A 13041-nucleotide genomic window follows, 5' to 3' on the forward strand; every position below is an offset into this window, starting at 1 on the left:
CGGGAGGGCTCAGATCTCGTAATCGAGCGGCGCCGGCTTGCTGTACGTGCCGCTGTGATACAGCAGGGGAGTGCCGTCGTCGCCTACCTGGCCGTCGACGACCTCAACCACCACCACCGCGTTGTTTTCGAACGACAAGCGCATTTGGATCTTTCCCACGAGCCAGCCGCTGACGTCCTTGAGGATCGGCACGTCGTGTGGGCCGGGCTCCCAGTGGTCGCCTTCGAAACGGTCGCGGGTCCGGGCGAAGCGATTGGCCAAAGCTTGGTTTTCAAGCCCGAGCATGTGCACGCCGATGTATTCGGCGTTGGCCACTGCTGGCCAGGAACTGGAACTCCGGGCCATGTTGAAAGTGAAGCGCGGCGGTTCGGCGGACAGGGATGCCACTGAGGTGGCGGTGAAACCGAACGGATTGCCGTTGAGGTTGGCGGTAATAATGGCCACCCCTGCTGCATGCCGGCGGAACATCTCCCTGAAGGTCTGCTCGAAGCCGGGTTCTTCGCTTGCCACGTTGTTGTTCTCCTGGACTGGTTGTGTTTCTTTCTCTCAGGGTATTCCCCGGGTGCGCCACCCCCGTCTTTTGCGGGGCCAGCGTGAACCTTTGTTAATGTGGGTTGCATGACCGAGCCCAGTGTGAGCCTTCCTTCCGTTTCCGAACCGGCTCCGGCCCGTAGTCCGCGGCAGTTGAAGGACGTACTTTTTTGGGTGGCCTTTCCCGCAGCCTTGGGCGTGGTCCTGGGCCTGCTCTGGTGGCTCTTGGCCCCGGGTGGGCTCAACCTCCTTTCGGGCAACCCGGACCTGTCCAATCCCGCGGACCCGGAGTCGTGGCTTCCGCGGGACTTGGTGCTCGCCGCCCTGGTGCTCCTCGCAGGGTGTGCAACCGGGCTTGCCCTGGACGGAAAGCTGCAGGGCACCGATGCGCCGCGTCGGCTGGCTTTCGCGCTGCTCGGCGGGGCGGTGGGCGCAGTGATCGCCTGGCTGGTTGGCCTGCTGGCCGGTCATTTGTGGAGCCAGGCCCCGGACCCGGCCCTCGGTGCAGGGTACGGTTTCACGCTGCGCTCCTATGCAGTACTGGTCTTGTGGCCAGGAGCTTTGGCCTTCATGACGTTTGTCCTGGCGCTGTTCGGGGTTCTTTCGAAGAAGCCCGTAAAATAGCCGGGTGACCACTTCCCCGGATACTTCCGCCCCAGCAGCTGCCCTCGATTTCCGCACGATCGACTTCCGGGGCCGCCACCTTTCGCTTGCCGAACTGCGTGAAGCCGTTCCCAGGGCACGCCATCAGACGATGGCCGACGCCGAGCAAAAGGTCCAGGACATCATCTCTGCCGTACGCAGCAAGGGCTTCGCTGCCCTGGGCGAGCTGGCCAGGACGTTCGACGGCGTGGAACAGTCCCACCCCCGGGTGCCGGCCGAAGCACTGACGCGGGCGCTGGAAGAGCTCGACCCCGAGGTCCGTGCGGCCTTGGAAGAATCGATCAGTCGGGCGCGCCAGTTTGCCGACCGGCAGCGGCCCGCCAATGTGGACGTTTCGTTGGGCGACGGTGCAGTGGTCAGCCAGAACTGGATTCCCGTGGGCCGTGTTGGGCTGTATGTCCCTGGCGGCCTGGCTCCTTTGGCGTCATCCGTGATCATGAATGTGGTACCGGCTGTGGCTGCCGGCGTCGGGTCCATCGCTTTGGCTTCGCCTCCGCAGAAGGACTTTGGTGGCCTGCCGCACCCCACCATCCTGGCGGCAGCCAAGCTCCTGGGCATTGATGAGGTCTATGCCATTGGGGGCGCGCAGGCAATTGTGTCGTTTGCCTATGGCATTCCGGGAACCGGTGAAGAACAGCCGATCGAACCTGTCGATGTTGTGACCGGCCCCGGCAATATTTTCGTGGCCACCGCCAAGCGGCTGGTTAAGGGCGTTGTGGGCATCGACTCTGAAGCCGGGACCACTGAGATTGCGGTCCTTGCCGATGCCACGGCACAGGCACCCCTTGTAGCTGCCGATCTGATCAGCCAGGCCGAGCACGATCCCAAAGCAGCTTCTGTCTTGGTGACGGACTCCGCGGACCTGGCCGACGCCGTCGTGCGTGAGCTTGCACGGCAGGCTGCTGCCACTAAGCACAGTGCCCGGGTTCTTGAGGCGCTGTCCGGACCGCAGTCCGGGGTGGTCTTGGTCGATGACCTGGAGCAGGGGATCGCCGTATGCAACGCCTACGCGGCCGAGCACCTGGAAATCATGACTGCGGACGCGGCTTCGGTCGCGTCCCGGATACGGAACGCCGGGGCCATTTTCGTCGGTGAGTACAGCCCAGTCAGCCTGGGTGACTACTGTGCAGGCTCCAACCATGTTCTGCCCACCAGCGGCACCGCCGCTTTCTCGTCCGGATTGAACGTCACCACCTTCCTGCGCGCAGTCCAGGTCATCAACTATGACCGCGACGCCCTGCAGCAGGTCAGCACCCACATCGTCAGCTTGTCGGGCGCGGAGGACCTGCCGGGCCACGGCGACGCCGTGCGAATCCGGTTCGCCTGACCCTAAACCACTACATATAAGGGTCCCTACCACTACATGTAGTAGTTACACGCTTGTCATTACCGTGTGATGGACCGTAAACTGGTGCCGGAAGTTATCTTCCGGCACCTTTGCGTATCCGGCGGCCTGCCGGCAAGTCCCGTGCCGGAGCTGTCAGGGGAGGCCCAGCGTGTATTGTCCGTTCTGCCGGAATCCTGACTCCCGTGTTGTTGACAGTCGAATGGCTGACGACGGCTCTTCCATTCGCAGGCGGCGCCAGTGCCCGGAATGCGGCCGCCGTTTCACGACCGTGGAAACTACCAGCCTCTCCGTCATCAAGCGATCCGGCGTGGGCGAGCCCTTCAGCCGCATCAAGGTCATCAGTGGCGTCCGCAAGGCATGCCAAGGGCGTCCGGTCACTGAGGATGATCTCGCCATGCTGGCACAGGAAGTCGAAGAGAACATCCGTTCGTCGGGCGCAGCCGAGATCGATGCCCACGAGGTTGGCCTGGCGATTCTCGGACCGCTGCGGAATCTGGACGAAGTAGCGTACCTGCGCTTTGCCAGCGTTTACCAGGCATTCGAGTCCTTGGAGGACTTCGAATCTGCCATTTCCTTGCTCCGCCACGAGGCCGAGGCCCACGCCAAGGCGGGCACCAAGCAAGCCAAAGGCTCCGAGAAGAGCCAACTCTAGCTCCGGTGGCGGCAGCGGAGGGGAAGCCGCAGCCGCCACCGGCACCAAGCAGCGGTCGTCGCGTGGCAAAGGGCCGGTCTATCGCCCGCCCGAAACCGGAAGAACGGCCCCCGTGATGTAGCCGGCTTCGCTGGACATCAGCCACATCACTGCGGCAGCGACTTCCTCGGGTTCGGCACCGCGACCCATGGGAATGGTTGGATTCAGCCTCTCCACACGGTCCGGCATACCTGCTGCCGCATGGAGCCCAGTGTTGGTGCTGCCGGGAGCCACTGCGTTGACCCGGATTCCCTCCTTGGCCACTTCGGATGCCAAACCCACCGTCAGGACATCCACCGCCCCTTTGGTTGCGGCGTAGTGCACCCAGGTGCCGGGCGAGCCGGCTTTAGTGGCTGTTGAGGAGATGTTGACGATGTTCCCACCGCTGCCGCCATGATCCGTGGACAGCCTCCGCACTGCCTCCTGGCACATGAAAATCATTCCCGTGACGTTGACGTCGACAACCCGCTGTACCTTCTCGGCAGGCACCTCCACCAGGGTGCCGATCTGGTCGCCGGTGATGGCAGCGTTGTTGATTACCGCGGTCACCGTGCCCCAGGTCGCGGCTTGGTCAAACAAGCGAACGACGTCGGCCGGTTGGCTGACGTCGGCTTGTACGGCCAGTGCGCGGCCGCCTTGGGAAATGATGCGACGGACAACAGCGTGGGCGCCGTCGGCATCAGCTGAGTAATTGACCACGACGCCATAACCGGCCGTTGCCGCGGCATGGGCGACTGCTGCGCCGATGCCACGGCTGGCACCGCTGACAATCGCGACGCCGTTCCCAGACTTTTCGGGCATTCGCCCCTACTTGGCGAGTTTGTGGTGCAAAGCCACCTCAAGTGCAGCGCCAACAATGCCGGCGTCGTTTTTCAACTTGGCAGTCACGATCTTGGTGCGCAACTGCAGGTGCGGGAAGTATTCGTCGGAGCGCTTGGAGATGCCGCCACCCACGATGAAGAGCTCAGGGGAGAACAGGAACTCCACGTGCTGCAGGTAGCGGTTCAGCAGGACACCGTATTCGTCCCAGCTCAGGCCGTCGCGTTCGCGTGCAACAGCCGATGCCTTGGTTTCGGCGTCGAACCCGTCCACCTCCAGGTGACCCAGTTCGGCGTTCGGGACCAGCTGGCCGTTGAAGATGAAAGCAGATCCGATCCCAGTGCCCAGGGTGATCACCAGGACTGTTCCATCCACGCCTTCGCCTGCGCCGTAACGGGCCTCGGCAAGGCCGGCGGCGTCGGCGTCGTTGATCACCTCGACGGGGCGTCCCAGGCGCTTGGTGAAAGCGGCATCGATGTCGGTATTGAGCCAGGTCTTGTCGACATTGGCCGCTGAGTGGACCACGCCATGCTGGATGATGCCCGGGAATGTCACGCCCACCGGGGAATCGGCTGCAGGTGCGTCGGGACGGCTGGACAGTTCTTCAACGATCTGGGCGACGACGTCGGCGACGGCCTCGGGCGTTGCGGGCTGCGGAGTGGGGACCCGGAATCGGTCACCTATCAGCTTGCCCTTCTTCAGGTCGACGATGCCGCCCTTGATGCCGGTGCCGCCGATGTCGATTCCGATCAGCGGGGCGTTCTTGTGGGTCTTCTCATCCTTCTTGGACAATGCATTTCCGATCGTGGCAGGAGGGGATGGGCATGGCGCAGCCTCCCGGGCTGCTGGGACCTTCCGGAGGGCTCAAGGAAGGGTCAGGATTTCCGCGCCGGTCTCTGTGACCAGCAGGGTGTGTTCGAATTGGGCCGTGCGCTTGTGGTCCTTGGTGACGACCGTCCAGTCGTCGGCCCACATATCCCATTCGATGGTGCCAAGGGTCAGCATGGGTTCGATGGTGAAGACCATGCCTGCCTCGATCACGGTGTTGTACGCCGGGGCTGCGTCGTAGTGGGGGATGATGAGGCCGGTATGGAACGCCTCACCCACGCCGTGGCCAGTGAAGTCGCGTACAACGCCATAGCCGAAGCGTTTTGCGTAGGACTGGATGGCCCTGCCGATGACGTTGATCTCGCGGCCCGGAGCCACAGCTTTGATGGCCCGGTTGAGCGACTCCTGCGTGCGCTCAACCAGCAGGCGGGATTCTTCGTCCACGTCGCCAACCAGGAATGTGTAATTGGTGTCACCATGGACTCCGCCTATGAAGGCCGTGATGTCGATGTTCAGGATGTCGCCGTCCTGCACCACCGTGGAATCCGGGATGCCGTGGCAGATGACCTCATTGAGTGAGGAACACAGCGACTTGGGGAAGCCCCGGTAGCCGAGGGTTGAGGGGTAGGCATTGTGGTCCAGCAGGAACTCATGCCCGACCTTGTCCAAGTGGTCGGTGGTCACTCCGGGTTGGATGTGCTTGCCAACTTCCACAATCGCCTGTGCCGCGATCTTGCCGGCAATCCGGATCTTCTCGATGGTCTCGGCAGACTTCACTTCGGAGCCCGTGAACTTGGCCGGTGCCTTCTTGCCGACATACTCGGGCCGGGGGATCGACGCCGGGACGGGTCGTTCAGGGCTGATGGTTCCCGGGGTGAGGGCGCCAATGGGTGCAGTCGAAGCTAGAGAAGGCATAGATTGATCATATAAGGCACGCAAGAGACGCAAGTAACAAAATGTGATTGGGTTCCTGTGACCCCGCCAACGTTACGCGTCCAATAGCCCGAGGACCGAGGAGGAGACGTGACCGAGTACTGGTACAACGTCAAGACGCACGAGATCGAAGAGGACGCAATGTCCGACTGGACCCAGCTGATTGGCCCCTATAAGACCAGGGAAGAAGCCGAGCACGCCCTGGAGAAGGTCAAAGCGCGCAATGACGCCTGGGACGCCCAGGACGAGGACTAGAAGGAGTGTTCCGGTCCGGGGAACTGCCCGGACCGGACGTCCTCCGCGTACGCTGCTGCGGCATCGCTCAATGTGGTGCGAAGGTCCGCGTACTGCTTGACGAACTTGGCCATCTTTCCGCCCCGCAGGCCTGCCATGTCCTGCCAGACGAGTACTTGGCCTGTTGTGCTCTTGCCCGCTCCGATGCCGACAGTGGGAACCCGAAGGGCAGCGTCCACGGTTGCCGCGGTGTCCGCCGGGACCATCTCCATGAGGACGCTGAAGGCGCCCGCGTCCTGGAGGGCCACAGCGTCATCGACCAGGCGCTTGGCGTCGTCCCCGCGGCCCTGGACCCGGTAACCACCCAGGGAGTGCTCGCTTTGGGGTGTGAACCCGATGTGGGCCATGACGGGGATGCCCGCCTGGACCATTGCCTTCACGGTGTCCGCGTAGTAGGCAGTGCCCTCGATCTTGACGGCGTGCGCGAGGCCTTCCTTGAGGAACCTGACGCCTGTGGCGACCGCCTGCTCAGCTGAAACCTCGTAGCTTCCGAACGGAAGGTCGGCGACGACCAGAGCGCGCTTGGCCGACCTGGCAACGGCACGGCACAACGGCAGGAGTTCATCGACGGTGACAGGAAGGCTGGTCTCGTTGCCGAAGACGTTGTTGGATGCAGAGTCACCCACCAGGAGGACCTCGATGCCGGCCTGGTCAAAAATCTCGGCGGTGTACTGCTCATAGGCGGTGAGCATGGCGAAGTGCTCGCCGTTGTCCTTGGCCTGCTGAAGGTGGTGGATCCGGACCCTGCCCGCGGGCTTCCTCCCGGATGCCGACGGCTGCTGTGCCGCTGCCGAGGGGCCGTTGCCGTAGGGGGCGGGAACTTCGGCGGGCGTGTTGGACTCAGGAAGGTTGCTCGGGGCCATGGATAGAGCCTAAGCCGTGCCGACGACGCCTGCCACCACTGTGCCCGGCGTCACCTTGTGTAAACGCTGTGTTACGCGCAGCTACTGCTGCGGCATTAGCACGGAACTCTTAGTAGAGTGAAGGCTGAGCTGCCGTGGCTTCACTCCAAGTGAAACCAGCGGCATGGACACCGAATCGGAAAAGAGGCCCTATGGACCGCCAGCAAGAGTTCGTTCTGCGGACAATCGAAGAGCGTGACGTGCGCTTCGTACGCTTGTGGTTCACCGACGTCGTAGGTTCGCTTAAGTCTGTTGCGCTGGCGCCGGCTGAAGTGGAAGGTGCCTTCGAGGAGGGCCTTGGCTTTGATGGTTCAGCCATCGAGGGCCTGGCCCGCGTGTTCGAGTCCGACATGCTCGCGCAGCCTGACCCGTCGACTTTCCAGATTCTTCCGTGGCGCGGTGAAACCGAGCAGACGTCCAGGATGTTCTGCGACATCCTGACGCCGGACGGCGAGCCCTCGGCTGCCGATCCCCGCAACGTCCTCAAGAGGACCCTGGCCAAAGCCGCGGACATGGGTTTCACCTGCTACACCCATCCGGAAATTGAGTTTTACCTGCTGAAGTCCAAGGACCTCGGTCCTGACGGATCGCCGGTCCCCGTGGACGAAGGCGGGTACTTCGACCACGTTCCCGGCGGCGTAGCGCAGGACTTCCGACGCACTGCGGTCACCATGCTCGAGTCGGTTGGCATCTCAGTGGAGTTCAGCCACCACGAAGGCGGACCGGGACAGAATGAAATCGACCTCCGCTATGCGGATGCGCTTCAAACCGCGGATAACATCATGACGTTCCGCACCGTGATCAAAGAGGTCGCCCTGCAGCAGGGGACATACGCCACCTTCATGCCCAAGCCGTTTACCGACCACCCGGGCTCCGGCATGCACACGCACTTCTCCTTGTTCGAAGGCGACACCAACGCCTTCTTCGAGGCCGGGGCGGAGTTCCAGCTGTCCAAGACGGCGCGCCAGTTCATTGCCGGCATCCTCAAGCACGCCCCCGAATTCACGGCTGCGACCAACCAGTTCGTGAACTCCTACAAGCGCCTTTGGGGCGGCGGCGAGGCACCAAGCTACCTGAGCTGGGGCCACAACAACCGTTCTGCCCTGGTACGCGTGCCGCTCTACAAGCCCGGCAAGGGCCAGTCTGCACGCATCGAGTACCGCGGCATCGATTCAGCCACCAACCCTTACCTGGCCTACGCCGTCCTGTTGGGCGCCGGCCTGAAGGGGATCGAGGAAGGCTATGAGCTTCCCGCCGCGGCCGAAGATGACATCTGGTCGCTGACCACGGCCGAGCGCAAAGCCATGGGCCACGCACCGCTGCCGGCCAGCCTCCACGATGCCATCCGCGCCATGGAAGAGTCCGAGCTGGTGGCCGAGATCCTTGGCGAGCAGGTGTTTGAGCACTTCCTGCGCAACAAGCGTGCGGAATGGCAGGACTACCGCCTCCAGGTCACGCCGTACGAGTTGCAGCGCAACCTCGGCATTCTGTAGGCGGGGCCAATGAGCCTCGCACGTCGGCTCATCTCAGCCGGATTCAGTGATCTCGAAAAGGGCGAACGCTTCCTCGCTGCCCCGGAACTTGAAGGGATTGACGAGGACGCGCTGTTTGTCGGGCTTGCCATGGCGGCCAGCCCGGACACGGCACTCCAATCGCTGGTCAGGCTCATTGAGAAGAATCCCGGACTGAAAAAGCTGGCCGCAGCACACCAGGATGCCAGTGAGCCCATGTACCGGCTTCTGGGCGCCTCGGAAGCTCTGGGGGAGTTCCTCATCCGGCACCCTGAGCACTTGGATGTGTTTGATGTCCGCATCAGCCCGGAGCCCCTTCAGGCCTCCAGCGAAAATCTCCGGACAATGCTTCTGCGCTCGGTCAAAGCCGAACCCGGTGCCCAGCGTCCGATTGCTGGAATCACCGGGATGCCGGCTTACGCCGCTTTGCGCACAGCGTATCGGCGGGGGCTGACAGAGCTTGCCATCAAGGACCTCTGTGCTGCCTCGCCACAGGATTTCATGCCATCGGCCGGTGCCGAGCTGGCGGATCTCGCTGGTGCCGCGATCGAGGCGGCGCTGGCTGTATCCCGGGCCGAAGCGGCAGGCCAGTATGACCCGGCGGAGATTGCCGACGTCGGACTTGCGGTCATTGGGATGGGCAAATGCGGTGCCCGCGAACTGAACTATATTTCCGACGTCGACGTCATTTACGTCGTTGAATCAGGAGAGCTCGACGACGCGCGGGCATCAACCATCGGTACGGCCCTGGCGTCAGGGATCTCCCGGGCCATCTCATCGTCCGCTCCCGAGCCCGGGCTGTGGGAAGTCGATGCCAACCTGCGGCCGGAAGGCAAGTCAGGGCCCCTGGTCCGCACGCTGCCATCGCACTTGAGCTACTACGCGCGGTGGGCCGAAAGCTGGGAATTCCAAGCACTCCTCAAGGCCCGTACCATCGCCGGGGACCGTGAACTTGGCCAGCGTTACGAGAAAGCCGTAGAGCCACTGGTTTGGTCCTCCGCGGGGCGTGACGGCTTTGTTGAATCCGTGCAGGCTATGCGCCGCCGGGTGACCGACTACATTCCAGCGGCAGAGGAACAACGCCAGATCAAACTGGGACGCGGCGGACTCCGGGATGTCGAATTCACCGTGCAATTGTTGCAGCTGGTCCACGGAAAGTCCGATGAATCCCTGCGCTGCAGGGACACCACCTCCGCCATCGCCGCACTGTCCGCCGGAGGCTACATCGGCCGCGCCGACGCCGCTGCCTTCGACAACGCCTACCGGTACCTCCGCCTGCTCGAACACCGCATCCAGTTGTTCCAGTTGCGCAGGACCCACCTGATGCCGGCCACTGAAGACGCCCAGCGTTTCCTTGCCAAGGCTGTCCTGGGGCCATTCTCGCTTGAGCGCCCGCATCCCGACCAGTTGATGGGGACGTGGCAGAAGACCAAGAAATCGGTCCGCGAGTTGCACGAAAGGATCTTCTACCGGCCGCTGCTCAATACCGCGGCGAAGCTGAGCAGCGAGGACGCCAGGCTCAGTCCTGAGGCAGCCCAGGGCCGCCTCGCCGCACTCGGTTACCTGGATCCCCAAGGGGCGATGCGGCACATCGAGGCGCTTACCGCAGGAGTCAGCAGGCGCGCGGCGCTGCAGCGCCAGCTGCTTCCCATCCTTCTCGGATGGCTGGCCGAAGGAGTGGATCCCGACGCCGGACTACTCGCCTTTCGTCGTGTCAGCGAGGCCCTTGGAACCACGCACTGGTATTTGGGGTTGCTTCGCGATTCCCAGGCGGCCGCCGAGCGGCTGTGCCAGGTCCTGGCTAACTCCCGGCTGATTTCGGACCTGTTGGAGGTGTCACCGGAGTCCGTGGCGTGGCTCGGCAGCGACAAGGAACTTGCGCCAATCCGGTTTGAGGCGCAATGGCAGGAAATCCAGTCCAAGCTGTCCCGCCACCCCGACCCTGAAAGCGCCATGAGGCTCATCCGGTTGATCCGGCGTCGGGAAATCCTGCGGACCGCCATTGCGGACAGTGCCGGGTTGCTGGATCAGGACGCCGTCGGGCTCGCTCTGGCCGAGACGGACCGGGCAGCCGTCCTTGGTGCTTTGCATGTTGCGGAATCGGTGGTGGCGGCGGAGGGTCCGTTGAAGACTGATGTCCTGGTGGTCGCGATGGGTCGGCAAGGCGGACGCGAGATCGGTTACGGCTCAGACGCGGATGTTATGTACGTCCACCGTGCCCGCCCCGGTTTCAGTGATGCGGAAGCCCAGGAACAGGCGACGACGATTGTCGCCAAGATCTCCAGTTTCCTCACCCAGCCGCTCAAGCCGGCCATCATGGCGGAGCGGGTCCTGATGGTGGACGCCGATCTCCGGCCCGAGGGCAAGAACGGTGCCATGGTGCGTTCGCTGGACTCGTATGCGGAGTACTATCGCCGGTGGTCGCTGATCTGGGAGGCCCAGGCGCTGTTGCGGGCCCGCCCCATGGCAGGCTCGGATGAGCTCGCCGCAGATTTCGTCAAGCTCATCGATCCCATCCGTTACCCGGAGGAACTTGCCGAGCAAGATGTTCGGGAGATTCGCCGTGTCAAGGCACGTGTGGAGTCCGAACGGTTGCCTCGCGGTGCTGATCCGGCGCGGCATGTGAAGCTGGGCCGCGGTGGGCTGAGCGACGTTGAGTGGTTGGTCCAGCTGATTCAGCTCCAGCATGCCGGAAAGCACCCGGAGCTCCGGACCAGTTCAACCGTGGAGGCACTTGCGGCCGCCGAAAAACTTGACCTCATCGACGGGGACGACGCCGCGCTTTTGCGGGAGGCATGGCAGCTTGCCAGCCGAATCCGTTCCGCGAACGTCATCGTGACAGGCCGGGCTTCGGACCTCCTTCCGTCCTCGCGTAAGGATCTGGAAGCGGCAGCACGCTGGTGTGGGTATGCACCCGGGAACGCGGGGCAGTTCGAGGAGGATTACCTACGGCTCAGTCGTCGTGCCAGGGGAGTGTTCGAAAGACGGTTCTACGGCAACTAGCTCTGCCGGCTTTTTCACCGGCACGCTGCTGCCTTCTCCCTTGCATGCCGCAACATGGCCACCACCGGGGCTCCAGGCGTCAGCTTGCCATTAACGACGTAGCCCTCTTCGCGGTCACGCAGCGTCTCCACCATGCGTTCACGCCACAGCTGCAGTTCGCCTTGGCTGGCAGTGTCTTCGGCGAGGTTGGTGCGCTCCTGGGGATCGGCGTCGAGGTTGAAAAGTTCTTCCGTTCCCTGGCCGGAACCCCAAATGTATTTATGGTGCCCGTCCGTCAGCCAGTGCAGGTTCTGTCCCCAATACACGTGCTCGCCGTGGAGGATGTCACGGACAGCGTGGCTGCTTTCGCCTCGGACGAGCGACGCCAGTGACTTGCCATCGACGGAGTCCGGGATCGGCAGTCCGGCGAGGTCCAGGAGGGTGGGCATGATGTCCCGGAGTTCCACCACGTGCTCCACGACTATCCCACGTGCAGCGGTTTCCGCAGCAGGGGATTCGGCGATGATGAAAGGCACCCGGGCGGAACCCTCGTACGGAACTGCCTTACGGAACATGTGGTGGTCTCCCATCATTTCGCCGTGATCGCTGGTGAATGCAATGACGGTGTTCTCCAGCAACCCGAAGTCAGCCAGCGACTCCTTGATCCGATTGATTTGCAGGTCGATCTGGGCCATCAGCCCGTAATATCCTGCCCGTGCACGGTGCACGACGTGGTTCGGGACCTTGCCGTAGCTGGCCTGATAGTCGCCATCCTGGCGGTGCTCGTCCCAATGATGTTCCCAGTTGCCCTCGATCGCTTCATAGGCCGGAAGGTTGAGGTACTGATCAAAGGCCCACGACGGCGGGTCGTACGGGGGATGCGGGCGGTGGAACGAAAGGTAGAGGAAGAAGGGCTTGACGGGGTCCCGCCTGTGCATCCATTCGATGGCCTGCGTGCCGATCCAGTGGGTGGGATGCAGATTCTCCGGCTTGTCCCACGGCCGGGCGACGATCGAATTGCAGTTGACGCCGTGGTCGAAGTACTCGGCGTCGGGGCCCATGCCGGGTTGCCTTCGGAGCCAGGGGACGTAGTCGTCGAACATGCCGAACTGTTGTCGGTGTTCCTGACGGGCGTGGTGAAGGTATCCGTCATGCAGGATGACGTCGTCGAAACCGAGTCTGGAACGTTTGGGCCACACGTGCATCTTGCCTATGGCCTGCGTGTGGTACCCGCCTTTCCGGAACTCATCCTGTACCGTCACCGGGTGGACTGCATGGAACGGTACGCCGTCGTTGTAGCCAACCCGGCCATGCCGTTCCTGTGACTGCCCCGTGAAGAGGGCTGCGCGTGCGGGAACGCACGACGGGGTAGCAGAATAGCCCTTGGCGAAGCGAACGCCGTGCCTGGCCAATTCGTCCAGGTGGGGAGTTTCCACGAAGGGGTGCCCGTCCGCGGACAGGCAGTCGCCCCGCCACTCGTCGACGCAGATCAGGATGACGTTGGGTTGGTTCACGACGCGATGCCTCCGGTGCTGGACA

12 protein-coding genes are annotated in these 13041 nt (G+C 63.2%); 6 read left to right on the plus strand and 6 right to left on the minus strand.

What is annotated here, in order from left to right:
- Nucleotides 1-9: 9 nt before the first annotated feature.
- Complete coding sequence (locus QRM57_RS15780; RefSeq protein ID WP_257371329.1) at nt 10-510, minus strand: flavin reductase family protein; 501 nt, start codon at nt 508-510, stop codon at nt 10-12.
- A 108-nt stretch (nt 511-618) separates the two neighbouring features.
- Here QRM57_RS15780 and QRM57_RS15785 point away from each other — a divergent pair, with 108 nt between their 5' ends.
- The 3 genes from QRM57_RS15785 to nrdR all read left to right on the plus strand — a co-directional run bounded on the left by QRM57_RS15785 (nt 619) and on the right by nrdR (nt 3194).
- Nucleotides 619-1155, plus strand: a complete 537-nt coding sequence (locus QRM57_RS15785; protein ID WP_257371330.1) for a hypothetical protein — start codon at nt 619-621, stop codon at nt 1153-1155.
- A 4-nt stretch (nt 1156-1159) separates the two neighbouring features.
- Complete coding sequence (gene hisD, locus QRM57_RS15790) at nt 1160-2521, plus strand: histidinol dehydrogenase (protein ID WP_284987257.1); 1362 nt, start codon at nt 1160-1162, stop codon at nt 2519-2521.
- Nucleotides 2522-2690: 169 nt separating this feature from the next.
- Nucleotides 2691-3194, plus strand: a complete 504-nt coding sequence (gene nrdR / locus QRM57_RS15795; protein WP_235520449.1) for a transcriptional regulator NrdR — start codon at nt 2691-2693, stop codon at nt 3192-3194.
- Between the two features lie 78 nt (nt 3195-3272).
- Here the strand turns inward: nrdR and QRM57_RS15800 are convergent, their stop codons facing one another.
- The 3 genes from QRM57_RS15800 to map all read right to left on the minus strand — a co-directional run bounded on the left by QRM57_RS15800 (nt 3273) and on the right by map (nt 5795).
- Nucleotides 3273-4034, minus strand: coding sequence for an SDR family oxidoreductase (locus QRM57_RS15800; RefSeq protein ID WP_284987258.1), 762 nt, complete (start codon nt 4032-4034; stop codon nt 3273-3275).
- A gap of 6 nt (nt 4035-4040) precedes the next feature.
- Nucleotides 4041-4844 carry a polyphosphate--glucose phosphotransferase gene (gene ppgK / locus QRM57_RS15805; RefSeq protein WP_235520451.1) on the minus strand — a complete coding sequence of 268 codons (804 nt, stop codon included), beginning with the start codon at nt 4842-4844 and terminating at the stop codon, nt 4041-4043.
- Nucleotides 4845-4916: 72 nt separating this feature from the next.
- A complete protein-coding gene (map, locus tag QRM57_RS15810) occupies nt 4917-5795 on the minus strand; it encodes a type I methionyl aminopeptidase (protein WP_235520452.1) in 879 nt (292 codons plus the stop codon).
- A 108-nt stretch (nt 5796-5903) separates the two neighbouring features.
- Between map and QRM57_RS15815 the strand changes: the two genes are divergently transcribed.
- Complete coding sequence (locus tag QRM57_RS15815) at nt 5904-6068, plus strand: SPOR domain-containing protein (protein WP_235520453.1); 165 nt, start codon at nt 5904-5906, stop codon at nt 6066-6068.
- On the opposite strand, the gene panB is transcribed toward QRM57_RS15815, so the two are convergent.
- Nucleotides 6065-6970 carry a 3-methyl-2-oxobutanoate hydroxymethyltransferase gene (gene panB / locus QRM57_RS15820; protein WP_284987259.1) on the minus strand — a complete coding sequence of 302 codons (906 nt, stop codon included), beginning with the start codon at nt 6968-6970 and terminating at the stop codon, nt 6065-6067. The two genes, QRM57_RS15815 and panB, sit on opposite strands and share 4 nt — an antisense overlap.
- Before the next feature lie 191 nt (nt 6971-7161).
- On the opposite strand from panB, the gene glnA reads away from it, so the two are divergent.
- Both glnA and QRM57_RS15830 read left to right on the plus strand, forming a co-directional pair.
- A complete protein-coding gene (gene glnA, locus QRM57_RS15825; protein WP_284987260.1) occupies nt 7162-8502 on the plus strand; it encodes a type I glutamate--ammonia ligase in 1341 nt (446 codons plus the stop codon).
- Nucleotides 8503-8511: 9 nt separating this feature from the next.
- Nucleotides 8512-11523, plus strand: a complete 3012-nt coding sequence (locus QRM57_RS15830; RefSeq protein WP_257371335.1) for a bifunctional [glutamine synthetase] adenylyltransferase/[glutamine synthetase]-adenylyl-L-tyrosine phosphorylase — start codon at nt 8512-8514, stop codon at nt 11521-11523.
- Nucleotides 11524-11537: 14 nt separating this feature from the next.
- On the opposite strand, the gene QRM57_RS15835 is transcribed toward QRM57_RS15830, so the two are convergent.
- Nucleotides 11538-13016 carry an arylsulfatase gene (locus tag QRM57_RS15835; protein WP_284987261.1) on the minus strand — a complete coding sequence of 493 codons (1479 nt, stop codon included), beginning with the start codon at nt 13014-13016 and terminating at the stop codon, nt 11538-11540.
- Nucleotides 13017-13041: the final 25 nt, after the last annotated feature.

Source organism: Arthrobacter sp. fls2-241-R2A-172 (assembly GCF_030208885.1).
Taxonomy (GTDB): Bacteria; Actinomycetota; Actinomycetes; order Actinomycetales; family Micrococcaceae; genus Arthrobacter.

What these genes read in the sequence shown, in the direction of transcription:
- QRM57_RS15785 (WP_257371330.1), top strand. Translation starts at nt 619, where the DNA reads ATGACCGAGCCCAGTGTGAGCCTTCCTTCCGTTTCCGAACCGGCTCCG.
- QRM57_RS15830 (WP_257371335.1), top strand. Translation starts at nt 8,512, where the DNA reads ATGAGCCTCGCACGTCGGCTCATCTCAGCCGGATTCAGTGATCTCGAA.
- QRM57_RS15800 (WP_284987258.1), bottom strand. Translation starts at nt 4,034, where the DNA reads ATGCCCGAAAAGTCTGGGAACGGCGTCGCGATTGTCAGCGGTGCCAGC.
- map (WP_235520452.1), bottom strand. Translation starts at nt 5,795, where the DNA reads ATGCCTTCTCTAGCTTCGACTGCACCCATTGGCGCCCTCACCCCGGGA.
- panB (WP_284987259.1), bottom strand. Translation starts at nt 6,970, where the DNA reads ATGGCCCCGAGCAACCTTCCTGAGTCCAACACGCCCGCCGAAGTTCCC.
- glnA (WP_284987260.1), top strand. Translation starts at nt 7,162, where the DNA reads ATGGACCGCCAGCAAGAGTTCGTTCTGCGGACAATCGAAGAGCGTGAC.